The 25,263-nt window shown below is 36.1% G+C and carries 16 protein-coding genes, 1 tRNA gene and 3 rRNA genes; 19 read left to right on the forward strand and 1 reads right to left on the reverse strand.

The genetic code is table 11. From position 1 onward, the window contains the following. The 18 genes from QNH69_RS05095 to QNH69_RS05180 all read left to right on the forward strand — a co-directional run bounded on the left by QNH69_RS05095 (window position 1) and on the right by QNH69_RS05180 (window position 22,224). Window positions 1-1,086 (forward strand): tetratricopeptide repeat protein, encoded by a 1,086-nt coding sequence (locus QNH69_RS05095; protein ID WP_282929493.1) that lies wholly within the window; start codon window positions 1-3, stop codon window positions 1,084-1,086. Window positions 1,087-1,117: 31 nt separating this feature from the next. Beyond that, complete coding sequence (locus QNH69_RS05100; protein ID WP_282929494.1) at window positions 1,118-2,668, forward strand: FAD-dependent protein; 1,551 nt, start codon at window positions 1,118-1,120, stop codon at window positions 2,666-2,668. A gap of 488 nt (window positions 2,669-3,156) precedes the next feature. Then, window positions 3,157-4,684, forward strand: a 16S ribosomal RNA gene (locus tag QNH69_RS05105). A gap of 212 nt (window positions 4,685-4,896) precedes the next feature. Continuing rightward, window positions 4,897-4,972: transfer RNA gene (locus QNH69_RS05110), tRNA-Ala, on the forward strand. Between the two features lie 361 nt (window positions 4,973-5,333). After that, window positions 5,334-8,465, forward strand: a 23S ribosomal RNA gene (locus tag QNH69_RS05115). Window positions 8,466-8,646: 181 nt separating this feature from the next. Then, window positions 8,647-8,763: ribosomal RNA gene (rrf, locus tag QNH69_RS05120) — 5S ribosomal RNA — on the forward strand. The 16S, 23S and 5S rRNA genes sit together here with 1 tRNA gene alongside, the layout of an rRNA operon. Before the next feature lie 753 nt (window positions 8,764-9,516). Further along, window positions 9,517-9,966: a CopY/TcrY family copper transport repressor gene (locus QNH69_RS05125; protein WP_282929495.1), complete on the forward strand. Its 450-nt coding sequence runs from the start codon at window positions 9,517-9,519 to the stop codon at window positions 9,964-9,966. 19 nt (window positions 9,967-9,985) lie between these two features. Beyond that, window positions 9,986-12,085, forward strand: a complete 2,100-nt coding sequence (locus QNH69_RS05130; protein ID WP_282929496.1) for a heavy metal translocating P-type ATPase — start codon at window positions 9,986-9,988, stop codon at window positions 12,083-12,085. Between the two features lie 599 nt (window positions 12,086-12,684). Continuing rightward, window positions 12,685-13,800: a GH25 family lysozyme gene (locus QNH69_RS05135; protein WP_282929497.1), complete on the forward strand. Its 1,116-nt coding sequence runs from the start codon at window positions 12,685-12,687 to the stop codon at window positions 13,798-13,800. A 10-nt stretch (window positions 13,801-13,810) separates the two neighbouring features. After that, window positions 13,811-14,032 carry a PC4/YdbC family ssDNA-binding protein gene (locus QNH69_RS05140; protein WP_044565426.1) on the forward strand — a complete coding sequence of 74 codons (222 nt, stop codon included), beginning with the start codon at window positions 13,811-13,813 and terminating at the stop codon, window positions 14,030-14,032. Continuing rightward, on the forward strand, window positions 14,032-14,538 hold the full coding sequence (locus QNH69_RS05145) for a YbaK/EbsC family protein (RefSeq protein WP_282929498.1): 507 nt from the start codon (window positions 14,032-14,034) through the stop codon (window positions 14,536-14,538). The genes QNH69_RS05140 and QNH69_RS05145 overlap by 1 nt, the downstream gene beginning before the upstream one ends. Window positions 14,539-14,634: 96 nt before the next feature. After that, window positions 14,635-15,708: a cysteine desulfurase family protein gene (locus QNH69_RS05150; protein WP_282929499.1), complete on the forward strand. Its 1,074-nt coding sequence runs from the start codon at window positions 14,635-14,637 to the stop codon at window positions 15,706-15,708. Then, window positions 15,698-16,801, forward strand: coding sequence for a tRNA 2-thiouridine(34) synthase MnmA (gene mnmA, locus QNH69_RS05155; RefSeq protein WP_282929500.1), 1,104 nt, complete (start codon window positions 15,698-15,700; stop codon window positions 16,799-16,801). Before QNH69_RS05150 ends, mnmA begins: the two co-directional genes overlap by 11 nt. A gap of 328 nt (window positions 16,802-17,129) precedes the next feature. Further along, window positions 17,130-18,230: a hypothetical protein gene (locus QNH69_RS05160; protein ID WP_282929501.1), complete on the forward strand. Its 1,101-nt coding sequence runs from the start codon at window positions 17,130-17,132 to the stop codon at window positions 18,228-18,230. 223 nt (window positions 18,231-18,453) lie between these two features. After that, complete coding sequence (locus QNH69_RS05165) at window positions 18,454-19,365, forward strand: helix-turn-helix domain-containing protein (RefSeq protein ID WP_282929502.1); 912 nt, start codon at window positions 18,454-18,456, stop codon at window positions 19,363-19,365. Between the two features lie 83 nt (window positions 19,366-19,448). After that, on the forward strand, window positions 19,449-19,601 hold the full coding sequence (locus QNH69_RS05170) for a hypothetical protein (RefSeq protein WP_282929503.1): 153 nt from the start codon (window positions 19,449-19,451) through the stop codon (window positions 19,599-19,601). Window positions 19,602-19,773: 172 nt separating this feature from the next. Then, window positions 19,774-20,991 (forward strand): CAMP factor family pore-forming toxin, encoded by a 1,218-nt coding sequence (locus QNH69_RS05175; RefSeq protein WP_282929504.1) that lies wholly within the window; start codon window positions 19,774-19,776, stop codon window positions 20,989-20,991. Between the two features lie 123 nt (window positions 20,992-21,114). Continuing rightward, window positions 21,115-22,224, forward strand: coding sequence for a hypothetical protein (locus QNH69_RS05180; RefSeq protein ID WP_282929505.1), 1,110 nt, complete (start codon window positions 21,115-21,117; stop codon window positions 22,222-22,224). A gap of 78 nt (window positions 22,225-22,302) precedes the next feature. Here QNH69_RS05180 and QNH69_RS05185 read toward each other — a convergent pair whose 3' ends face one another. Continuing rightward, a complete protein-coding gene (locus QNH69_RS05185) occupies window positions 22,303-23,130 on the reverse strand; it encodes an exodeoxyribonuclease III (protein ID WP_282929506.1) in 828 nt (275 codons plus the stop codon). Window positions 23,131-23,281: 151 nt separating this feature from the next. Between QNH69_RS05185 and QNH69_RS05190 the strand changes: the two genes are divergently transcribed. Continuing rightward, window positions 23,282-25,198, forward strand: a complete 1,917-nt coding sequence (locus QNH69_RS05190) for a hypothetical protein (protein WP_282929507.1) — start codon at window positions 23,282-23,284, stop codon at window positions 25,196-25,198. Window positions 25,199-25,263: the final 65 nt, after the last annotated feature.

The following is a 25,263-nucleotide window of genomic DNA, read 5'->3' on the forward strand; positions in this document are numbered from 1 at the left end:
ATGAATAATTATTTTCGAAAATATACAGAAAATTTGGCATATCTAAACTTAAAGGAAACTTCTTCCAATCAACTATTAAAAGATCTAGATTTGCCAGTATATATCGACGATATGAAAACTGGTATTATGACAGGTCAGATGCAAGAAGAAATTTCCTTAGAAAAATTCTTGGATGGAATGATTATAAACATAGGCGTTGATCCTGATTTTATCCATGCTGACGAGTACAAGGTTATTTTAAACAAGTACATTCCAGACATTTCTAAATACACTGCAAGCAAGGCCTTAGCAAGTGATGATAGAGATAAGTCCCTTTTGTTTTTGAGGGGTGGATATATTCTAAATCCAGAAGATAATTACAATTCGTATCTATACGCCAGATATTTATGGACTATTGCTTTTGATTTAGAAGAAGAAAATGCAGATCGATTTGTAAAAGAAAGTCTTAAAATCTTGCAAGATATAATCTCTAGAGATCAAAACTTTGCTATAGCTTACTATGAACTAGGCAATATTTACAAGAACTTGGGAGAATATATCAAGGCAAGAAGCTATTATAACAATGCCTTGCAAAAAACTGATTCACCAGAAGCCATGGATGAAATAAGGGATAAGCTTACAGAAATAAATGACAATGCAGAAATTGAAGAAGCTCTTTATTTTATTGGCAAATCTAGGTATGATGATGCAATCAAAAAATTAACTGGGCTTCTTTCAAACAAGAAACGTGCTGATGCATATTATTATCTGGGAGTTGCCTACCAAAATATCGGCCAATACGACAATTCTATTATGGCTTTCGAAAATGCCCTTGATGCAGGTGCAGATTTTAGAGAAGTTTACAACGACTACGGAGTCTCCCTATACTTAAGGGAAAAACCATACGAGGCTTTAAATATTATAGAAGAAGGCTTAGGCAAATATCCATCAGATCCAAGGCTTTCCTATAATAAAATACAAATTAACTTAGTCATAGGAAATATTAATAAGGCAAAGGAAGATATTGAAGAATTGCTAACTTTCGATGATTTAAGCGATGAGATAAGGCATAACTTGATGATAATCAAAAATCAATTTGAAATATAAGACCTCTAGGGGTCTTTTTTAGTGAGGAATTATGATAATAATTAGAAATATTATTCTAGAATCTGACAACAAAGATAAGCTTAGGGCAAAAATTGCAAAACTAATCAGACGCAAAGATTTTGAATATGAAATTTTTAGAAAATCTATTGATTCTCGCAAGAGAATAAAGTTTAACTACCAAGTTTTAGTAAATATAGATTTGTCAGAAAAGGAAATTAAGAAGATAAAGGGAGCTGAAAGCTTCGCCTATAAAGATTTTTCTATAGAAATTAACAATCCACCAAAAGAAGTTGCAATAGTAGGATCTGGACCAGCTGGATTATTCTGCGCTTACATCTTAGCTCAAAACGGAGTAAAGGTAAAAGTAATCGAACGAGGTGAGCCAATAGAAGATAGGATAAAAACTATCGAAAATTTCAAAAAAACTGGCAAACTCAATCCAGAAAGTAATATCCAATTTGGAGAAGGCGGGGCAGGAACATATTCCGATGGAAAACTTACAGCAAGATCCAAAGACCCAAGGGTTAGATTAGTTCTTGAAACCTTTCACAAACATGGAGCACCAGATGATATACTAATAGACTCCAAGCCACACATAGGGACAGACTTGTTAAGAGATGTAATTGTAAATATGCGTAAAGAAGTCATAAACAATGGAGGTGAGTTTCTATTCTCCCACCATATGGACGATATAAGTATAAACGATGGGAAAGTAAGTGATTTAACCATCAATGGTGAGAAATTAACAAGTGGATCCTATGTCCTAGCCCTTGGACACTCAGCAAGAGATAGTTTTGAGATGTTAAAAGATAAAATAAAAATGGAAAACAAAAACTTTGCCGTTGGATTTAGAATTGAACATAAGAGAAAAACTATAAATGATGCCCAATATAATGGCAAAGAAACTGATATAGATAATAATCCCTTGCCAGCTGCTTCATACAATCTCTCCTATAATAATAGAGAAAAGGGCTTATCAGCCTATACATTTTGTATGTGCCCAGGTGGATATGTAGTAAATGCAAGTAGTGAAGAAGGTGAACTTTGTGTCAACGGAATGAGCTATCATGCAAGAGATGGAGAAAATTCAAACTCAGCAATAATAGTCACAGTTGGAGAGGAAATTTACGGTAAAAATATTTTAGATGGAATGAGATTCCAAAGAGAAATAGAATCCAAGGCATATAAACTAGGAAGTGGAAAAGTACCTGTTCAACGATATGTAGATTATAAAAATAATAAAGCTACTGAAGAATTTGGTCATATAAAACCATCAATTGAAGGTTTTTATCAAAAAAGCAATCTAAGGGGTCTATATCCAGAAGAAATTGAAGCAATGATCATAGAAGCAGTGGAAAACTGGGGCAAGAAAATCAAAGGCTTCAATAATGATGATGCTATACTAGCTGGAGTGGAAACAAGATCATCATCTCCAATAAAAATGTTAAGAGATGGCGAAAATAAAGCAGAGGATGTTGAAAACTTATATGTAATAGGTGAAGGTTCAGGCTTTGCAGGAGGTATAGTTTCATCAGCCATAGATGGTATAAAGACAGCAGAATATATATTAAAAAGAAAATAAGATAAAAACATTTGACATTCAAAATAAAAGGGTGTATACTTTTATAAGTCGCTTCTAAGAAATGAAGATGATAAAAAAGATTTTTTAAAATTATTTTTAAAAAGTCTTGACAAAAGTATTTTTTAGTAGTAGACTATTAAAGTCGTTACAAATAAACGACATTGAACCAGATAACTGGCCCGTCCGGCCAGAAGAGGACCCTCAATGGAATTGCCGCAAGGCGTAGCCTGAGGACTCGTTATCTACAATGAAATTTAATATCAATGATTATGTAAAAACAAAACATAATCAACCTATCAAAAAACTTTAAATAAGTTATTGACAACTTATCCAAGTTGATTCTTTTGAATATAAGGATGATTAAAATAAATCACGCATTGATTTTAGATCAGTGTAAATGAGAAGAGCTTGAATCAGTAAGTTCTTATGAATTAAACTTTAACCTACATTATATATGTAGAAGGGTGTCCGACATACTGGACAATACTTTTCATGAGAGTTTGATCCTGGCTCAGGATTAACGCTGGCGGCGTGCATAACACATGCAAGTCGAACGATGAAACTCATTAGACTTCTTCGGAATGACAATGAATGGATTAGTGGCGAACGGGTGAGTAACGCGTGAGTAACCTGCCTTACACAAGGGGATAGCCTCTGGAAACGGAGAATAATACCCTATGACATTAATACTTCGCATGAAGCATTAATCAAAGTGTTAGCGGTGTAAGATGGACTTGCGTCTGATTAGCTAGTTGGTGAGATAACAGCCCACCAAGGCAACGATCAGTAGCCGGCTTGAGAGAGTGTACGGCCACATTGGGACTGAGACACGGCCCAGACTCCTACGGGAGGCAGCAGTGGGGAATTTTGCACAATGGGGGCAACCCTGATGCAGCGACGCCGCGTGATTTAGAAGGCCTTCGGGTTGTAAAAATCTTTTGTATAGGAAGAAAATGACAGTACTATACGAATAAGGTCCGGCTAATTACGTGCCAGCAGCCGCGGTAATACGTAAGGACCGAGCGTTGTCCGGAATCATTGGGCGTAAAGGGTACGTAGGCGGTTAGAAAAGTTAGAAGTGAAAGGCTATAGCTCAACTATAGTAAGCTTTTAAAACTGTTTAACTTGAGAGATGGAAGGGAAAGTGGAATTCCTAGTGTAGCGGTGAAATGCGCAGATATTAGGAGGAATACCGGTGGCGAAGGCGACTTTCTGGCCATTATCTGACGCTGAGGTACGAAAGCGTGGGTAGCAAACAGGATTAGATACCCTGGTAGTCCACGCCGTAAACGATGAGTGTTAGGTGTCTGGAGTAAATCTGGGTGCCGCAGCTAACGCAATAAACACTCCGCCTGGGGAGTACGCACGCAAGTGTGAAACTCAAAGGAATTGACGGGGACCCGCACAAGCAGCGGAGCATGTGGTTTAATTCGAAGCAACGCGAAGAACCTTACCAAGTCTTGACATATTACGGCGTGTTTTAGAGATAAGACACTATATCTTCGGATAACTGTAATACAGGTGGTGCATGGTTGTCGTCAGCTCGTGTCGTGAGATGTTGGGTTAAGTCCCATAACGAGCGCAACCCCTATGGCTAGTTACCATCATTAAGTTGGGGACTCTAGCAATACTGCCGGTGACAAACCGGAGGAAGGTGGGGATGACGTCAAATCATCATGCCCTATATGACTTGGGCTACACACGTGCTACAATGGCAGGTACAGAGGGCGGCGAGACGGTGACGTCAAGCGAACCTCAAAAAGCCTGTCCCAGTTCGGATTGCACTCTGCAACTCGAGTGCATGAAGTTGGAGTTGCTAGTAATCGCAGATCAGAATGCTGCGGTGAATGCGTTCCCGGGTCTTGTACACACCGCCCGTCACACCATGGAAGTTGGCAATACCCGAAGCCTGTGAGCGAACCTTTATGGACGCAGCAGTCGAAGGTAGGGTCAGTAACTGGGGTGAAGTCGTAACAAGGTAGCCGTATCGGAAGGTGCGGCTGGATCACCTCCTTTCTAAGGAAGCCCGGCCTGGTGGGTGGCAAATTAGCGAAGCGATTTGCCATAATTTGTCAGTTGCAAAGCAACGACAAATTACGCCTCTAAATAAGTAACTACCACAGTTACCATAATCGCAGAGGAACAAACACCAGTAACCGGAACGGGGAACGATACGTTGTTCCCCAACCGAAAGAAACAAACTACGTATTCATTGATATTAAATATATGGGGGTATAGCTCAGCTGGGAGAGCACCTGCCTTGCACGCAGGGGGTCAAGAGTTCGAATCTCTTTACCTCCACCATAATGACCTATCCCAATTCATCAAAGATGAATTGATGGAAGGTCAGACGTCGCGGCGTTTCAAAGTTTCAAAGAAACTTTGTCAGCAAGCCGACGAGTTTGATCTAGGGTAAAGTCATTAAAGTCAGGATTTCCAAACGCGCGAAGCGGGTTTGTAGAAATCTACGACGCTAATCGTATGGATAAATAATCTGTACATTAGAAAACATGGACCACTTAAACTGAAGGAAAAACCAGTACAACAAGTACTAGCGTTATTTTGCCTCTGTCATATAAATATGACAGAATTCAAAATAATTCGAAATCAAAGATTTCGAACCCCCTCAGCTTAGGCTTACAACTAAATAGCAAACAATATTTCCAGTCAAGAAAGAAAGGGCGCCAGGTGGATGCCTTGGCACATGAAGACGAAGAAGGACGTAAGTGAACGAAAACTAGGGCAAGCTCACAAAAAGCCATGACCCCTAGGACTCCGAATGGGGAAACCCGGCTGTGGAAGACACAGTCATCATTAAGTAAATACATAGCTTAATGAAGTAAGACCCTGCGAACTGAAACATCTAAGTAGCAGGAGGAAAAGAAAGAAAACTCGATTTTCCAAGTAGCGGCGAGCGAAAAGAAAACAGCCCAACCCAGTAAGAAATATAAATGCAAGTCAAATCATTTGGGAAAATGAACCAAAGAAAGTGAAAGTCTTGTAGACAAAAGCCAAAATATTTTTGGGAGCAAGTAGCAGTGAACACGAGGAATTTGCTGTGAAGACAGGGGGCCCATCCCCTAAGGCTAAATACTAACATGTGACCGATAGCGAACAAGTACCGTGAGGGAAAGGTGAAAAGAACCCCGCAAGGGGAGTGAAAAAGAACCTGAAACCTAGTGCCTACAAGCAGAGAGAGCACAATAGTGTGATCTCGTACCTTTTGTAGAATGGGCCAGCGAGTTATCATATAAAGCAAGATTAAGCATTTAAGATGCGAAGTCAAAGCGAAAGCGAGTCTTAACAGGGCGAAAGTTAGATATGATAGACCCGAAACCGGGTGATCTATCCATGGTCAGAGTGAAGGTGAAGTAAAATTCACTGGAGGCTCGAACCGGGTGCGGTTTAAAACGCATCGGATGAACTGTGGATAGGGGCGAAAAACCAAACGAACCCGGAGATAGCTGGTTCTCCTCGAAATAGCTTTAGGGCTAGCCTATGACCAAAGATTTAAGGAGGTAGAGCACTGAATGGCCTAGGGCGGCATACCGTACCAAAGCCTATCAAACTCCGAATGCCAAAAAATCAGGTCATGGAGTCAGACTTAGAGGGATAAGCTCCTAAGTCGAAAGGGAAACAGCCCAGACCGACAGCTAAGGTCCCAAAATCTGGATTAAGTGGAAAAGGATGTGAACCTACCAAGACAACCAGGACGTTGGCTTAGAAGCAGCCATACATTCAAAGAATGCGTAATAGCTCACTGGTCAAGTGGGTTTGCGCCGAAAATAAACGGGGCTAAAATCCAGTACCGAAGCTTCGGATTGATAGAGAATTTAAATCTATTCACATAAAAGGAAACCATAAAAAAGGTAAAAGAAAAAACTTAACTAGGAAATATTAAAACACACAATCAAGATAAAACGAGTTATCAAAAATTTACGCAAATATCAAACACAAAGATAAAGGTAAGATCGGCAGAACAAAAACAAATCAAAAGATTTGAAAAAAAGATAAGATAACTACGATATCACCGAAAACAGACATACAAAAAAAGTATGACCCTGGTTAAGCGTATTCAAAAACCAAAAAAGTGGTTACTTATGTATAGATTTAAACTCTCTATCAGTGGTAGAGGAGCATTGTATTAGGGGTGAAGCCTAAGCGAAAGCAAGCGTGGACTTAATACAAGAGAGAATGCTGGCATGAGTAGCGAGAAGGAGAGTGAGAATCTCTCCCGTCGAAACCCTAAGGACTCCTGAGCAAGGCTCGTCCCCTCAGGGAAAGTCGGGACCTAAGGCCAGGCCGAAAGGCGTAGCCGATGGACAACAGGTTTAGATTCCTGTACCGCTTAAAGTCGCTAAAGAGACGTGATGACGCAAGAGGATAAGCTAGCTGCCCGATGGATGGCAGTCTAAGCACAAAGGCTGATTAGTAGGCAAATCCGCTAATCATAAAAGCTAATGTGTAATAGGCATCGAAAACATAAGTAGAGAAATAGCCGACTTCAAATTGCCAAGAAAAGTCACTATCAAGACCAAAGCGCCCGTACCAAAACCGACACAGGTAGGGAGGTAGAGAATACCAAGACGCGCGGAAGAACCTTTGTTAAGGAACTCGGCAAAATGTCCCCGTAAGTTAGCGAGAAGGGGAGCCTGAGCGATCAGGCCACAGAAACCAGGCCCAAGCGACTGTTTACCAAAAACACAAGTTTCTGCAAAATCGAAAGATGACGTATAGGAGCTGACACCTGCCCGGTGCTGGAAGGTTAAGGGGAAGGCTTAGAGCAATCGAAGGCTAGAACTTAAGCCCCAGTAAACGGCGGCCGTAACTATAACGGTCCTAAGGTAGCGAAATTCCTTGTCGGGTAAGTTCCGACCCGCACGAAAGGTGCAACGATTTGGGCACTGTCTCAACAAAGGATCCGGTGAAATTGTAGTAGTCGTGAAGATGCGACTTACCCACGCTAGGACGGAAAGACCCCGTGGAGCTTTACTGTAGGCTGATATTGGATTTTGAGATTAGACGTACAGGATAGTTGGGAGACAAAGAAGTGTGTACGCCAGTATACACAGAGTCACCCTTGGGATACCAACCCTCTAATATCAAAATTCTAACATTGACCCATGAACCTGGGCAATGGACATTGTCAGTTTGGCAGTTTGACTGGGGCGGTCGCCTCCCAAAAAGTAACGGAGGCGTTCAAAGGTTCGCTCAGAATGGACGGAAACCATTCGCAGAGTACAAAGGCACAAGCGAGCTTAACTGCGAGAGACACAGCTCAAGCAGAGTAGAAATACGGACTTAGTGATCCGGTGGCACCGCATGGAAGGGCCATCGCTCAACGGATAAAAGCTACCCCGGGGATAACAGGCTTATCTCCCCCAAGAGTCCACATCGACGGGGAGGTTTGGCACCTCGATGTCGGCTCGTCTCATCCTGGGGCTGAAGTAGGTCCCAAGGGTTGGGCTGTTCGCCCATTAAAGAGGCACGCGAGCTGGGTTCAGAACGTCGTGAGACAGTTCGGTCCCTATCCAGCGTGGGCGTAAGAAATTTGCGAGGAGCTGTCCCTAGTACGAGAGGACCGGGATGGACATACCACTGGTGTACCAGTTGTTTCGCCAGAAGCATAGCTGGGTAGCTAAGTATGGCATTGATAAGTACTGAAAGCATCTAAGTACGAAGCAACCCTCAAGATAAGATTTCTAAAAGAAGGTAAAGAAAATACCTTAGATAGGTCCAAGGTGTAAGTACAGTAATGTATTAAGCTAAAGGATACTAAACTTTAAATCTTGACTGGAAATATTGTTTGAGAGACCTAACCCAATTTGCAAGGCAAATTGATGTAGGTCCTCGTTCAGAGTGTCACAATGGTTAAGACCGTAGGTCTTAAGCTTGGTAGACACTTACGAACCAATCGTATGGATAAATAATCTCATAGATGGTTAGTTTTACTGAACGCTATTAAAAGGTTCAAACAATACAGTAGCGATAGCACTAGGGATACACCTGTACCCATACCGAACACAGAAGTTAAGCCTAGTAACGCCGATGGTACTCGGAGGGCGACCTCCCGGTAGAGTAGGAAGCTGCTGAATAAAAGAAAGCCCGTCCGGCTTGTGGAGGACCCTCCATGGAATGGTCGAGCGTAGCGAGAGCTAGTCAATTGACTAGTTCTTTTTTAATTCAAAATATAATCAAACTTATCTTATTATTCTAGGAGGGTGACCTTCCCGGTGAGTGTCAAATGTGCCTTGATTTGGTTCATTTGACCCCAAAATGAGCCACGGGAGTGGCGAGGAATTGGCGCAGCCAATGGATTTTAGTGGAAGTTGCTAAATGTAAGCAAGCCCGTGCGTCTAATGGAGCACCCTCCATGGAATGGTCGAGCTTAGCGAGAGACTTAATCTTTTGACTAAGTCATTTTTAGTACTTGCATCTGTCCACTAAAACCCACTTATTTCAATAGCTGTTGTGTGCTATCATACTCAGTATACAGAAAACAAGCTAGTCTGGCTCATAAAGGAAAGCACCCATAAACACGGAATAACTTAGTAATTTTAAACTGAAATTTAATCTGTAATCAAGAGTGTCACTCTGCTTAATTTTGTTATTATCCTGTCTTATATCACCACTTGATATATTTTTCTATCTCTTTTCTTAATTATTTATAATTCTAAATTACTATAAGTAAATCAATGTAAACTTATACTAGTTTAAGTGAAAATATATAATAAAGGCAATAATAGCTGTTTACGTATTATAAAAAATACTTGACAAGATAAGTTTACAAGAGTAAACTTATTTTAAGTATTAAGTCTACAGTTGTAAACAGGAAGGAGTGAAAAAGAATGGGTGCAATAGTATATAATACTCATATCACAGATGCTGAATGGGAAGTCATGCGTGTAGTTTGGGCAAATGATCGAGTAACTAGTAAAAAAGTTATCTCCGTATTGAAAGAAAAAATGGACTGGACACAATCCACTATCAAAACGATCTTAGGTCGATTAGTTGAGAAAGGCGTACTAAATACAGAGCAGGAAGGTAGAAAGTTTATTTATACTGCCAATATTGAAGAGAAAGAAGCCGTAAGGGATTATGCAGAAGATATTTTTAACCGTATTTGTAAAAAGAAAGTCGGAAATGTAATAGGAAACATCATTGAAAATCATGTCTTAAGCTTCGATGATATAGATCTATTAGAAGAAATATTAGAGAAGAAAAAAGCTTTCGCAGTAGAAGAAGTGGATTGCAATTGTCCAGAAGGACAATGCGAGTGTCATTTACATCATCATTAAGAATAAGGAGGAATTTAAAATGAACAATAACAACAAACATTCATCCCACAGTCACCATAATCATGGAGACATGGATCACTCAAAACATGAGCACCTAAGCACGGAAGAACATGGAGACCATAATAAGGATCAACATCACGATCATCATGCTGGTCATGAACACGGCGGACACGGAGGGCATGACCACCATCATCACGGAAACTTTAAGGAACTATTTTTAAAGTCATTACCACTAGGAATCATTATTATGCTCTTATCCCCTATGGCTGGGTTTGACCTACCATTCCAGTTTACTTTTCCATATTCTGATATTGTAGTAGCTATTTTATCTACTATATTAATTATTTATGGTGGACGTCCATTCTATCAAGGTGCAGTTGATGAATTTAAACAAAAAGAACCTGGAATGATGGCACTCGTTTCTTTAGGTTTAAGTGTTTCATATTTATACAGTATTTATACTGTAATAGCAAGCTACGTAACAGGTGAACAAATTATGGATTTTTTCTTTGAATTTGCTTCATTACTATTAATCATGTTATTAGGTCACTGGATTGAGATGAAAGCTATTGGAGAAGCAGGAGATGCACAAGAAGAACTGGCTAAGCTAGTACCAAAAGATGCTCACGTTGTGTTGGAAGACGATTCAATTGAAACACGTCCAGTTGCTGACTTAAAGGTAGGTGATTTAATTCGTGTTCAAGCTGGGGAAAATGTGCCAGCAGATGGGACTATCGAGCGCGGAGAATCACGTCTAAATGAAGCTCTTTTGACTGGGGAATCTAAGTCAATTAAAAAAGGACCTGGCGATGAAGTAATCGGGGGCTCAACAAATGGAGAAGGGGTTCTTTATATTAAAGTACTTGAGACAGGTGATAAGTCCTTTATCTCTCAAGTACAGGATTTAATCAGCCAAGCTCAAAGTCAACCTTCTCGTGCAGAAAATATTGCTCAAAAAGTTGCAGGGTGGCTCTTCTATATTGCGGTAACTGCCGCGCTAATAGCTTTTGTAGTATGGATGCTTGTAGCAGATATTCCAATGGCAGTAAAATTTGCTATCACAACATTAGTTATAGCTTGTCCACATGCATTGGGTCTTGCTATTCCACTAGTTACTGCCCGTAGTACAAGCTTAGGAGCTAGCCGTGGCTTACTAGTAAAAGACCGTGAGGCTTTAGAAATAGCTCAAGATGCAGATGTGATGATTTTAGATAAAACGGGTACTTTAACAACTGGTGAGTTTAAAGTATTAGACGTTGAACCTTTTAATAACAAATATAATAAAGAGGAAATCATTGCCTTACTGGCAGGTATTGAAGGAGGATCTAGCCACCCTATTGCTCAATCAATTATAAGTTTCGCTGACCAAGAAGGTATAAGTCCAGTATCATTTGATTCAATTGATGTGATTTCCGGTGCTGGCGTAGAAGGAAAAGCCAAGGGCCATAGTTACCAATTAATCAGTCAAAAAGCATACGGACGTAATCTAGATATGGATATTCCAAAAGGAGCTACTCTCAGTATATTAGTAGAAAACGATGATGCCATTGGTGCTGTATCTTTAGGAGACGAATTAAAACCAACCAGCAAAGAGTTAATACAAGCTCTTAAAAAGAACAATATACAACCAATTATGGCAACAGGTGATAATGAAAAAGCGGCTTTAGGTGTATCAGAAGATTTAGGGATTGAATATAGATCAAATCAATCTCCACAAGACAAGTATGAATTGGTAAAAGCACTTAAAGATGAAGGAAAAAAAGTTATCATGGTAGGTGACGGTGTCAATGATGCCCCTTCTCTTGCCTTGGCAGATGTTGGTATAGCTGTTGGTGCTGGGACTCAAGTTGCATTGGATTCAGCAGATGTCATATTGACTCAATCTGATCCAGGAGATATTGAATCATTTATTGAATTAGCACACAAAACAACTCGTAAAATGAAACAAAACCTCTTTTGGGGAGCTGGTTATAACTTTATAGCTATTCCTCTAGCTGCGGGAATTTTGGCCCCTATTGGTATCACATTAAGTCCTGCAGTAGGAGCAATTCTAATGTCTTTGTCAACAGTCATAGTCGCAATTAATGCTATTTTATTAAGATTAGATCCAAAAATATGATAGTTAACATATAGAATAATTGAAACCCTTTAAAGAATAAATACCATAATTTTACAGAAGAGGAAGAGATGTAAGTACTTTAAAAATCATCTCTTCCTTTTTATTGTTTATAAAGACCTTATTTATAATGAAGAAAGACCATTAGACTGATTTTTTTAGCTTTGTCCGAATTTCGAAAGTTAATAAATTAGGGGAAAAGTACCAATGGTCACTATTTCAACTGGCAAAATATTACGAAAAACAGATAAGGAGAAGGATACATTTGGATTCAAAGTGTAAGTATAAATGGATAAGGAGGGATATTTCCTGATAAGTGGATTGTAAAAAGAAGTTTTGATAATCCATAAATATATGTTTTACTATATCTAATACAGAAAATAAACCAGCATAGATTGTGGAAGAAAGTATCCCTATATATGTAGACTTCATGGATGTCGAGTGAAACTAGACTTAGTCATTTGACTGAGTTTTTTTAGTATCTAATTTATATGTTATAAACAATACTCAATTTATTGATTGAATTTTTACATAGATTAATCTATAATAATTATGTAATTATTTTGTAATAATTTATTTACTTATTTTTGAAAGGATTATCTATGGCTAGTTTTAAAAATAAATTAATGGCTCTTGCTTTTTGTTTTACCATTATTTCTTCTCCCATATCTTATGCATCAGATCTTGTCAAGTATAATGATATAAATCTAGACGAGGTTTTGGATGATAATGGGATATATTATGATAAAAAAGAAGTAGAGAATAGGATTAAGGAATATATAAATAATCCAAATGCTGATGTTGTTCCAGATTTTAAGCCTATTGAAGAAAAAGTTACTGAGGAAACGACAGTGAATGAAAATGGTGATGTTGAAGTAACAGAAACTACTGAGACCACATATGAAGATCAAAAAAATGAACCTATTTATTCAAAAACTCCTGTTTATAAAAAAGTTGTGGATATTTCTGAACACCAAAACCCTAGTTTGATCAATTATGATAAGTTTGCCAAAAGTATCGATGGGGCAATCCTACGTACTTCTATAATGGATGCAGACACCTTAAATATCAGGACTGATTATCATCTAGAAGAACACTATAGACAGCTTAATAGCAGGGGAGTTCCTTTGGGATTCTATCACTATTCTCGAGCTATCAACCCAAGAGAAGCTATTAGAGAAGCTGAATATGTAAGTAGAGTTTTAAAAAATAAAAATGTATCTTATCCTGTTTATATAGACATAGAGGATGACAAAAGGCAAGCAAAGGCGTCTAAGGCCGACATTTCTGAAGCTGCTGAAGCCTTTATACTTGCCATGAGAAGAAATGGTTACGTATCCGGTATATATTCATATCCTTGGTTTGCCAATAACTATTTGACCAAAGATGTGAGAAACAAATACGAATTTTGGATAGCTGACTACGCTTCAAAGAACTTTACCAAATACAATGGTTCTGACTTTGACTCTTGGCAGTTTACTGACAAGGGGTACTATAATGGATATAAATATAATGTAGATACAAGTGTAGTCTATAAAGATTATCCTATGATTATAAAGGGTAGATCTAAAAAGAGCATGGATGAGCTTGTAAGCGAAATAATAGCTGGAAGACGGGGTACAGGTGCCGAGAGGAAAAAACGCCTCATATATGCAGGTTATGATTATAATATCGTACAAAAGGCTGTTAATGAAAGATTAAAAATTACTAGAGCTTAAGGAGGAAATCATGGCAGAATTAAAATTTGATATAGTTGAAAATCTTGGAGTACTTTCTACAAATGCTAAGGGATGGACAAAGGAACTTAACCTTGTTTCTTGGAATGAAAGAGATCCAAAATATGATATCAGAGATTGGAACGAAGATCACACTAGAATGAGCAAGGGTGTAACCCTTACTAAAGAAGAAGCAGAAGTACTAAAACATATCCTTGCAGAGGAGGAATTTTAGTGAGCGATAGAGACAAGCTATTTGAAATATTTGACAAGCTTGATATCAAATATGATATGGTAGAGCATCCAGCTGCTGAAACTACAGAAGAAGCTGATAGGTATATAGAAGGCAAGGAAGGTGCTAGGACTAAGAATCTTTTCATGGCCAATAGAAAGGATAGGCAATACTATCTTATCGTTATGGACGATCAAAAGATGATTAGTATAAAAGATTATAACAAGCTTTTAGATGAGAAAGGTATGCATTTTGTCCAGCCAGAAAAGATACTAGAAATATTGGACCAAGAAGTTGGCATAATCTCAGTATTTGGTCTTATCAATACTGATGAAGATATCAAAGTTATCTTTGATAAGGATATGATAGACGAAAATGAAATTATGACCTTCCATCCAGATGACAATACGAAGACAGTTTTTCTAAAGAATGAGGACGTATTCAGATTTGTTAAAAATGCTGGTTATGACTATCAAATATTTGACTTCCAAGCAATTCCAGAATTTTAAGAAATAAGCCCTTGGCAATCCAAGGGTTATTATTTTGCCATTTTTATAGATAAAATGTGTAAAAATAGTATAATTTCACAAGAATAGAAGGTGAATATGATATATTTTGACTATGCAGCAACGTCTGTAAAAAGAGATGAAATTTTAGAATATATACTAAAAAACAAGGAAGCATTTGATGGCAATCCGGATAGCTTGCATGCTAAGGGAAGAGAGGCTAAGAAAATACTAGAAGATTCTAGGAGACAAATTGCCCAATCAATAGGTGCAGATCCAAGAAATGTGGTATTTACATCTGGTGCTAGCGAGGGAAACAATACTGTTATCAAGGCTTTTAAAGATAATAAAATTATAACAAGTGCTATAGAGCATGATTCTATACTAAATACTATAGATAAAAATAATGCTATCTTGCTTGATGCCAATAACGATGGAAGAATTTCTCTTGATGATCTAAAAGATGCGATTGACGATCAAACAAAGCTTGTGGCTATAATGTATGTGAATAACGAAACTGGCGCCATACAACCTGTAAAAGAAATCGGAGAATACCTCAAAGACAAGGACATATGGTTTCACGTGGATGCTGTTCAAGCCTATGGTCATATTGATATAGATGTTGATGATATAAATTGTGATTCTCTATCATTATCTGGCCACAAAATTGGTGGATTAAATGGTTTTGGGATTTTTTATATGAGAGAAAATCTAAAGCCATTAATTACAGGTGGGGAGCAAGAAAAAGATAGGCGAGCAGGGACTTCTTTTGTAGCTGGCGCATATTCTATGGCAGAATCTTTCCCACTTATGGTTGAGGAAAGAGCTCACATTAAGGAATTGAAATCATATTTTATAGAAAAACTTGAAAAGTCAAACATTTCTTATGAGATTAACGGGTCTACAGAAAATTCATCTGACCATGTGCTAAACTTATACTTTAGTGATTATAAGTCAGATTTTCTACTAACATATTTAGACATGAATGGAATTTGTGCATCGGCAGGTTCTGCTTGTAGGGCTGGATCTATTTTGCCTAGCCATGTCATTTCAAATATGTACGACGAAGATAGAGCAAGACATTCTATACGTTTCTCCTTTGGTTATACCAATACAAAAGAAGATATTGATAAAGCTATAGAAGTCCTAGAAAGGCTAAATAATGAAAGATAAAAAAGATACAAAAGTAGTAGTAGGCATCAGTGGGGGAGTAGATTCCTCTGTAGCCGCCCTACTATTAAAAGAAGAAGGCTACGATGTAGTCGGTATTTTTATGAAAAATTGGGATGATACTGACGAAAATGGCGTTTGCACTGCAGAGGAAGACTACGAAGATGCAGTAGCTATAGCAAACCAAATAGGAATCCCATACTATTCCATAAACTTTGAAAAGGAATACTACGACAGGGTATTCACTTATTTCCTAGATGAATATAAAAAGGGAAGGACACCCAATCCGGATATAATGTGTAACAAGGAAATCAAATTCAAAGCATTCTTGGACTATGCCAAGAACTTGGGAGCAGACTATGTAGCAACTGGCCACTATGCTAGAGTGGATAGATCAGGGGAAGAAACAGTCATGCTTCGTGGCCTTGATTCTAACAAAGACCAAACATATTTTTTAAGCCAACTTTCCCAAGAGCAAATCAAAGATGTTTTGTTTCCTGTAGGTGAACTACAAAAATCAGAAGTACGTGACATTGCTCATAAATATAAATTGGCAACGGCTGACAAGAAAGATTCTACTGGGATTTGCTTCATAGGAGAGCGTGATTTCAATGAATTTCTATCAAACTACTTACCAGCCCAACCAGGTAATATTGTAGATACAGATGGAAATATCCTAGGCAAACACGACGGTTTGATGTATCACACCATAGGCCAAAGAAGAGGACTTGGTATTGGTGGAGAGGGTGAAGCTTGGTTTGTTTGTGGCAAAGATCTTGAAAAAAACGAACTAATAGTTTGCCAGGGCAAAAATAATCCACTATTATTTTCAAATAGGCTTTTGGCGAGTGAATTCTCAACTTTTACCAATAAAAAAATCCCAACAGAATTTGACTGTACAGCCAAATTCCGCTACAGACAACAGGATATCAATGCCCATGTAAAAGTGCTTGATGATGATCATGTGGAAGTGACATATGACCCAACAAAGGCAGTAACTCCAGGACAAGCTGCTGTATTCTACATGGGAGAAGTTTGTATTGGTTCAGCTATCATCGATGAAGTTTACAACGGAGATAAGAGACTTAAGGTCTGATGTTAAGACTACTAGGAAAACTAGTAGTTTTTTTATTGTTTAGAATACTATTAATAACTATGTAGGTATATATGATAAAATTAATAATTATAAATAAACTTTAACTAAAAAATACTAAATATAACTAAAAAAATAATTTTATTTTTATATAAAAATTATATAATTTAAGGGCAAGTACTTCTGTTAAACATTGATATTACAATGTTTAAAAAATAAAAAATAAATGTTTATAAGAAATATAATCGGGTATATATTTACCAACATAATTTTAACACATTTGTGATAATCTTATGTATAAAAGAAAAGATGATGAATAAGGAGGAAAACCATGAATAAAAAGTTATTGCTAGCAGGTCTTTGCATATCTTTTGCTCTATCGCCTGCACTTGTTGCAGAAGCTAGTGATAATGCAGAAGTAACTGCAACTAGCACAGAAGCACCAGAGAATGTGCCTATAGATAAGATTCCAGAAGATGCAATGAATAAAGTATTTGTTGTAAAGGAAATAAACGAAGAAGGTACAAGTGCTGTACTATATGAAGAAGGTAATGAAAAGAGCGAATACGTACTAGACTTAAATCAATTCCGTGACGATGATGTAAAAGTCAACAACCGTTACAAGATTTATTGGAATGGGGTTGCCTTCACATCATTCCCAGCAAAATTTGGCCACATCTACAGGGTAGAAAAACTTGATCCTCTAGATGAGAACGATGAGTTCGAAAATATGCCAATTGATCAGCTACCAGAAGATCATGAATCAATGGAGTTTGAACTATTAGAAATTAACAAAGACGATGAGAATCCTATGGCAACTCTTGCAGAAGTTGGCAATCCAGATAATAAGTATGTAATAAAGCTTAAAATGTTGCTAGATAAATATGCAGGAGTAGGCGATGTTTATAAAATATACTGGGATGGAGTTTCATTAAAATCTTATCCAGCCCAATTTGGAAAAATATATAGGGTTGAAAAGGTAAAGGCAAATCATTATGATGAATCTGAAATGAAAGAACTTGCTATATCTATGTTTGATGCCCTAGTACAAAACCAAGCTGCTTCGATTCTATTAGAACAAAGTCCAAAAACCATTGCAAATATTAAACCAGCCCTAGAAAAACTAATGGGTGAAACTAATGGACTAATGGAAGAAGCATATAGTGTGTTCTTAACTGACAAAGAAAAAGAAGATGGAAATAAAGATACTGCTATAGTTAAGATTATACAGTACAAATATGATAAAAAGCTTGAATCTATGAGTGATCAAGAATTAGCAAAATCAATCTTCCAAAATATGATTATGACAAATGCAGGTAAGATGCTCCTAGACAAAACACCAAAAACTGTAAAGAGCATCGAAAAAGAACTTAAAGAAAAAGTTGAAAGCTCAGAAAAACTTGTAGAAGATGCAATTAAGACATTAAAATAGCAAAGAGTAAGTGCCTCAAATCTTAGATTTGGGGCATTTTTTGCATTTTAAATAGATTTGATAAATACTTGCTGTCAAGTGAGTTTTTTTGTAACTTTTTTATCAGTTTTTTTATAATTATGTAAAAACTAAGGTATAGTGAGAGACAAGCATAAATTATATTTTGATTTATAAATATTGCCTATATAATGATTATATAAAATATAAGAAGAAAGAAATTTTTATGACTTCAAATAATTACGACTTTATTGGATCTGATTTAAGAAAAATAAGAGAAGAAAAGGGCATTACGAGAAAGCAAATCGCCGAAGAAATGTTTATTTCTGAGGAAACTATCAGGAGAATAGAAAAGGGAGAGAATGACCCAAGACTTTCTACCTTAGTTCCCATTTGTGAGTATTTGGATATTGACCTAAGAGATATAATAAACCATCAACAGGCCCTCTATCACAGTATGGTAAAGCTAAGAAAGGATATAAATTACTTGGTCAACAATTCTTCCTTAGATAAGGCAAAAGATTTGATGGATTCTTTTGATGCCATGGATTTTAAGACAAATTTAAATTACGAGAAGGAACTTTTTGCTACTAAACATTATTTTAATGGTATTTTGATCCTAAAGGATAATATGATAGAAAGTAATCCAGCAGATGAATTTGAGCAAGCCATGGCTGACATGAATACTAAGTTTAAAGTATCAAAGTTTAAGGATTACAAGTATGATGAGTTCTCATTAAGGATACTATTGGCTTTGGCCATAAGTCTGTACAAAAAGGGAAACTTTGACTTATATAGGGACATTATGTTTGAAATAGAGGGATATCTAGATCCTAACATGGATAACTATTATATTTTTGCTTACAATCTTGCAACTACATATCTAAGAGCAGGCGATAAGGTAGAGTCGCTTAAAATATGCAATATAGCTATAGCAAATGCCAAAACAATCAAAGAGACTTATTATCTGAATATGATTTACTACCTAAAAGGAGTCAATCATCTGGGAATGGATCAGATAAAAGAGGCCAAAGAAAGTTTTAATTACTCTTTAGCCCTTACAAATATTTTTTCGGAAAATTCACTTTATGATAGTATTTCCAAGCAAGTAGACATTATGCTTAATAATCATAAATAATATATTTAATAAGTAAACACGCAAATGTGTATTTATTTTTTTCGCTAAGGCTGGTATTATAAAACCATCAAGGAGGTAGACAAATGAAATCATTAAAGAATACTTTTATTTTTGCACTTTTATTATCTCTAGTTTCATTTTTTGGAGCAAAGGATACTAAGGTAGCCATCAATACAGAATGGGATGATTATCTAATTGATCAATTTTATGTAATTGAAGATGTAGAAAACGTATAGCAATAATTAAACTCTTTAAAAAAATAAGAGGGTAGAATAATCGAATAAATACGCCAATATTCCAAATCGATTATTTTACTCTCTGCAAAAGTAAAACAAATTTTAAATGTTTACCTCCTTATTATAATATAAAAAGTTTGTTTAGTAAACTTTAATTAGAAAAGGAGTAATAATGAAAAACAATAAACTATTTATCGGGGCACTATCAGTAACACTTCTTGCTAACACAATTGTACCAGCTTGCCAAACAGCAGGAAATGTCAGTCCACTAAGAACTAGTGTTGTATACGCAGCTGGAGAAGAATCTAACAACAAATCTGATGCACTAGAGAAATTAGACTACCTAGGAGATTTGATTAAGGGAATTGAAAATATTGCAGGTGGGCTAACAGGTAATCAATTTGATTGGCTAAAGGCCCTTAAAAATGCATATGATTTGACATCTAAGATTCTTAAAAATGGCCTAGTAAGTGCTTCTGAAATCAGAACAAAACTTATCCCTAGAATTGACCTACTAATAAATGTTGCAGAAATTATAACAGCTGATGCCACAGAATTAGTTGATAGCCAACAACAAGCTCATGTTATAGTTGGTTTTTCTGTAACTCATGCTTTACTAAAAGCTCTTGATTTATTTGAAGGTCCTGAAGGACTAAACAAAGCTTCTGATGACTTGAAAGCTTCATTAGAAAAAGCTCGCCAAGTACCAAAGTTAACTGAAGATTCCAAGAGAACTCACTATACCTTAGAAAAACTTGATAGAGCAATTAGCAATGCCAAATCAATTAGAAACAAGGAATTAAAGTATAAACTAGATCCAAATAAACTTGCTGAAGTAGATATGGCTATCAAAAAAGCAGTAGATGTTAGAAGAAATAGTCAAGCCACAGTAAGCGAAGTTAACTCTATAACAGATGAATTAAATAAGCTAATAGACGAAGCTTATAAGTCTATACCAGAAGGAGAAAGAACAGCAAATGAGCTTGCAAAAGCTCCTCTTGCAAAAGACATACAAGCTGCAAAAAACTTACGTGATTTCAAATTAAAAGGAAATGTTGAATCATCTGTTATAAAAGAACTAAATAGAGCAATCGCAAAAGCAAATAGAGTATTAAACGATAGCAAAACTACTGTAAATCAAGCAAATGCTGCTGATGAAGAAATACTTGCTGCAATAAAAACAGCAGAAGCTGATCTTGTAGCAGAAGAGACTCCTAGCGAAGTAGTCGAAGAAGAAATTAGTGAAGAAGAAGTTAGCGAAGAGACAAGTGATGAAATAGAAGCTTATGACGAAAATGAAGAAGCATCTATTGATGAAAGTTTAAGTGAAGAAGAAAACCTAGTAGAAGAGAATATAGAAACTGAAACTATTGAAGAAATAGACGAATAATAAATAAGAAAATGACCTCCTAGGATTTTTCATAAGGCAAAAATTAGGAGGTCACTTTTTTTTTACCTTAACACAGTCTTAACAATTACCGTGTTATTATTGGTATAGGTTAAGGAGGGTATTATGAAGAAAAAATTAATACTAACAACAAGTTTAGCTCTTGCCTTGGCAATTACAAATATTGGCCAAGTTAGAGCAGATGATTCAAAAGATGAAATGAAAGATGAAAACAAAATTGAAGAAGTAATGGATGAAAAGGATGAAAAAGTCACAGAATCTTATATTGTAAAAGAAATCATGGATGACTATGTAATCCTTAACAAAAAAGGCTATGAAGATGACCTTTACCAAGTAGAAAAAAGTGCATTTGAAAAAATGAAGCTTGAAGCTGGCAAAGAATTTGAAATCACAAGTGATGGAATAATATTAAAATCAAATCCAGCTCAATTTGGCAAAATTTATGAAATCAAAGAAACAGAAAAAGAAGAAGCTACAGAAGAAAAAGTAACTGACCAATTCCAAGTTAAAGAAATAAACGAAGAAGGAGTTACTGTAGAAAAAATTGGATCTGAATCAGAAAAATATATGGTTGAGAAAAAATATTTTAATAATGACCTAAAAGTTGGAGATAAATATAACATCACTCACAATGATATAGTTATGAATTCATATCCTGCACAATTTAACAAGATTTTTGATGTAGAAAAAATTGAAGAAGCTATAAAAGAAACTGCAAGTATCACAAATATTTACAAGGTAAAAGAAGTAAATGAAAATGGAATTATCCTAGCTTACTACAGCAAAGAAGATGGATCTGAGTTAATGGAAGATAGTAGTGATTTGTACATGGTTGAAAAGAAAGAATTTAAAGAAGATGTAAAAGTTGGTGATAAGTACAAAATCACACATTCAGATGAAATTCTTACTAGCGAACCAGCTCAATTTGCTAAGATAACAAAGATTGAAAAAGTTGATGAAACAAAACCAGCAGATGAAAACAAAGGTAAAGAGAATAAATCAAAAGACAACCAATCTAAAGACATGAAAACACCTGACAAAAAAGATACAACAAATGATAAGAAAACTAGCGAAAATAGTAAAATGAATAATAACAAAGAAAATAAAGATGGTAAAATGGCTGGCAAAAATCCTAAAACAGGAATTGTAAGTTCAATAGGACTTGTAAGCCTTCCGCTGCTTTCGGCAGTTGCACTTTGGAAAAGTAAAAAATAATAATAAATAAACCTCCAAATATATATTATGTTATAAGACCCTCACTATAAAATAGTGAGGGTTAATTGTTTGCAATAATTAAAATTCAATTTCCATAACTATTGGCGTATGGTCTTGTCTGTCACCAGAATCAATAATATCAGATCTTTTTACCTTTTCTTTTATCCTATCAGATACAAGGAAATAGTCGATTCTCCAGCCTGAGTTATTGATTTTGCTTGTTTTTACTCTTTGGGCCCACCAAGTATACTTGCCCTCTACATCGCCATTGATGTGGCGGAAGGTGTCTATAAAACCTCTGTTTAATAGGTTAGTAAAGCCCTCACGTTCTTCATCAGTAAAGCCTGCTGACATATGGTTATTGTCAGGGTGGGCAAGGTCGATTTCCTTATGAGCAACGTTAAAGTCTCCTGCAGCTATTACTGCTTTCTCTTTATCAAGTTTTGATAAATAATCGGCATATTTTTGATCCCAAACTTGGCGAAGTGGCAGTCTTATTAGTTCGTTTCCTGCATTTGGTGTGTAAACTTGGGTGAAGTAAAAGTCATCAAATTCTAAAGTTACTATTCTTCCTTCCAAATCCATAGGTTCTGGTGCATCTATAAATGGGAAGTTAGAGTTAACTTCCAATTCTTTTTTATATAAGGTCATGCATCCAGCGTAAGATTTTCTAGCGCCTTCAGAAGAATTTACGTGAACGTAATTATATTCTGGGAAAAATTCTTCTAGCTTTTCCTTATGCTTTTTACTAAGGCCTGTTTGTGGCAATTTTGTTTCCTGCAAGGCAATTACATTAGGGTCTTCTTTTCTTATAGTTTCGAAAACATCACGTGTCATATGAGCTCTATTAGAATCACTTGTTAGAGCTGCATTTAGTGAATCTATATTCCATGAAATAAATTTCAAATTAATCTCCTTTTAAATTTCTATCTTACTTTAACTATAAAATTTTTATGAATAAATGCAAGCTCATAGATATTAGAAATTTGTAATAAATATGTAGAATTTTTTATTGTGGGTATAATAAATATAAGAAAGACTTACAAAGGAGGACATTATGAACAAAAAAATTTTTGTATTAGGCCTTAGTATGGCATTTGTTTTTTCAATTGGAAATAATGTCTACGCTAATAATACAAGTATAGAAAGTCAACAGAATGAAGAAAATCGTACATATGTTTATGAAGTTATCAAAGTAGGAGAAAAAAGTGTAACTTTGCTTTATCAAGGAGAAATCAAAGACGACTCTATGATTATAGAAGAAGTCGATAAAAATACCAATCTTGACCTTGATAAGAAATATTTTGCAGATGATGTAAATATTCACGATATGTATCAAATAAAGAGCAAAGAGAAACTTTCTAGTTTAGATAAGGAAAATATCAAAAAAGAAGATATTAGCCTTAAGGAAAAGTATGTAAAACCGACAAATATGGCCAAAGAAGATTTGCCAAAAAATACAGAAAAATTAGATTTTGTAATAGAAAGTATTAAGGGCGATAAGGAAAGTGGATTTGTTGCAACCATTGCTGAAGTTAATAATGAAGATAATAAATATTCCATTAGCGGGGATGACTTGCGTGATGACAATCCACAAAAAGGTGATAAGTACACCATTTATTGGGATGGTGTCACATTAGAATCTTATCCAGCTCAATTTGGTAAAATTTTTAGAGTTGAAAAACTAGCAAAAGAAGATCAAAAGACACTAGAATTTGAAATAGATGAAATTGTGATAGATAAAGATAATAAATCTGCTATAGTTTTTGAATCTGCCAATAAGACCAATGTATTTTCCATAAATCTAGAAGATCTAAAAGATGAGAATGCAAAAGCTGGCGATAGATACGAAATCACTTGGAATGGCATAGCTACCAAATCAATTCCAGCTCAATTTGGCGAAATTTATGAAGTAAAGAAAACTTTTGAAAATAAGGAAGAACTTAAAGAAATAGCTGTATTTGAACTTGTTGATATTACTGATAGCAAGGAAGGTAAGGATGCTAACCTTAAAAAATCAGATTCTTTCGGTGAAATAAACCTAATAATGCTATCAGAACTAGAAGATGACAAGGCTAAAATAGGGGATAAGTATTCGATTACCTATACAAAAGATGAACTAGGACACATAGGTGTCATAGAAAAAGTTGAGAAAGTTAAAAAAGATAATAATACTGATGTAGATTTTGATGAACTTAAAAAGGTAGTTGATGAAGCTGGAAGTATAGTGCTGGGTGATGGTACATTTACAAGAGATAGCGCTGATAGATTTCAAAAAGCCTTTGAAAAGGCCAAAGAGATCTTAGATAAAGCTGATGCCAGCCAAGAAGAAGTTGACAAGGCTAGCAAAGAATTAAGAGAAGCTATAGATGGACTTAGTGAAAAAACAGGGGTTATAACTCGTCAATTTGTCCTAACAGAAATTTTCGAAAAGGGAGGTAAAAAAGCTCGTCTTACTGACTCAGAGAATAAGGATGTGGAATTTACAATAGACTTTGAAAGCTTGGGAGATCCAAATGCCAAAGTCGGCGATATTTACAATGTTACTATGGAACATGTCGATCCAAATGAATCAGCTTATCAAATGGGCAAGATTACAAAAATAGAAAAAGTTCCAAATTATGGAAGACTAATTGATGCTATAGAAAAAGCTAAAAAAGCTTACGACAAGAACAAAACTTACACAAAAGAAAGTTTAGCAGCTTATAACAAAGCCTTTGAAACTGCTCAAGATATGATCGCCAAGAATTCGCTAGATACTCCACAAAATGTAGACAAAGCAGCAAGCGAGCTAGAAAAAGCAGCTGATGGCCTCAAAGAAGTCAAAAAAGACGTAAATAAGAAAGAGACTTCTAAAGAAAATAAAAAGGCAAAAACTGTAAAGGGTTGGAATCCTAATACAGGAATCACTCCAGTTGCACCACTACTAGGAGTAATCGCTGGGGCAGGATATTTATTAAAAAAGAAAAAATAGTTAGAAATTGCGGGTAAGAAATTGCCCGTAATTTTTTTGCCAAAAAATATATGCTATAATAAAGT

The sequence above is a fragment of the Anaerococcus sp. Marseille-Q7828 genome (genome assembly GCF_949769285.1).
Lineage (GTDB): Bacteria > Bacillota > Clostridia > Tissierellales > Peptoniphilaceae > Anaerococcus.

Bases quoted from the DNA above. Each gene is read 5' to 3' on its own strand.
- QNH69_RS05095 (WP_282929493.1), top strand. From the start codon at position 1: ATGAATAATTATTTTCGAAAATATACAGAAAATTTGGCATATCTAAAC.
- QNH69_RS05100 (WP_282929494.1), top strand. From the start codon at position 1,118: ATGATAATAATTAGAAATATTATTCTAGAATCTGACAACAAAGATAAG.
- QNH69_RS05125 (WP_282929495.1), top strand. From the start codon at position 9,517: ATGGGTGCAATAGTATATAATACTCATATCACAGATGCTGAATGGGAA.
- QNH69_RS05130 (WP_282929496.1), top strand. From the start codon at position 9,986: ATGAACAATAACAACAAACATTCATCCCACAGTCACCATAATCATGGA.
- QNH69_RS05135 (WP_282929497.1), top strand. From the start codon at position 12,685: ATGGCTAGTTTTAAAAATAAATTAATGGCTCTTGCTTTTTGTTTTACC.
- QNH69_RS05140 (WP_044565426.1), top strand. From the start codon at position 13,811: ATGGCAGAATTAAAATTTGATATAGTTGAAAATCTTGGAGTACTTTCT.
- QNH69_RS05150 (WP_282929499.1), top strand. From the start codon at position 14,635: ATGATATATTTTGACTATGCAGCAACGTCTGTAAAAAGAGATGAAATT.
- mnmA (WP_282929500.1), top strand. From the start codon at position 15,698: ATGAAAGATAAAAAAGATACAAAAGTAGTAGTAGGCATCAGTGGGGGA.
- QNH69_RS05160 (WP_282929501.1), top strand. From the start codon at position 17,130: ATGAATAAAAAGTTATTGCTAGCAGGTCTTTGCATATCTTTTGCTCTA.
- QNH69_RS05165 (WP_282929502.1), top strand. From the start codon at position 18,454: ATGACTTCAAATAATTACGACTTTATTGGATCTGATTTAAGAAAAATA.
- QNH69_RS05170 (WP_282929503.1), top strand. From the start codon at position 19,449: ATGAAATCATTAAAGAATACTTTTATTTTTGCACTTTTATTATCTCTA.
- QNH69_RS05175 (WP_282929504.1), top strand. From the start codon at position 19,774: ATGAAAAACAATAAACTATTTATCGGGGCACTATCAGTAACACTTCTT.
- QNH69_RS05180 (WP_282929505.1), top strand. From the start codon at position 21,115: ATGAAGAAAAAATTAATACTAACAACAAGTTTAGCTCTTGCCTTGGCA.
- QNH69_RS05190 (WP_282929507.1), top strand. From the start codon at position 23,282: ATGAACAAAAAAATTTTTGTATTAGGCCTTAGTATGGCATTTGTTTTT.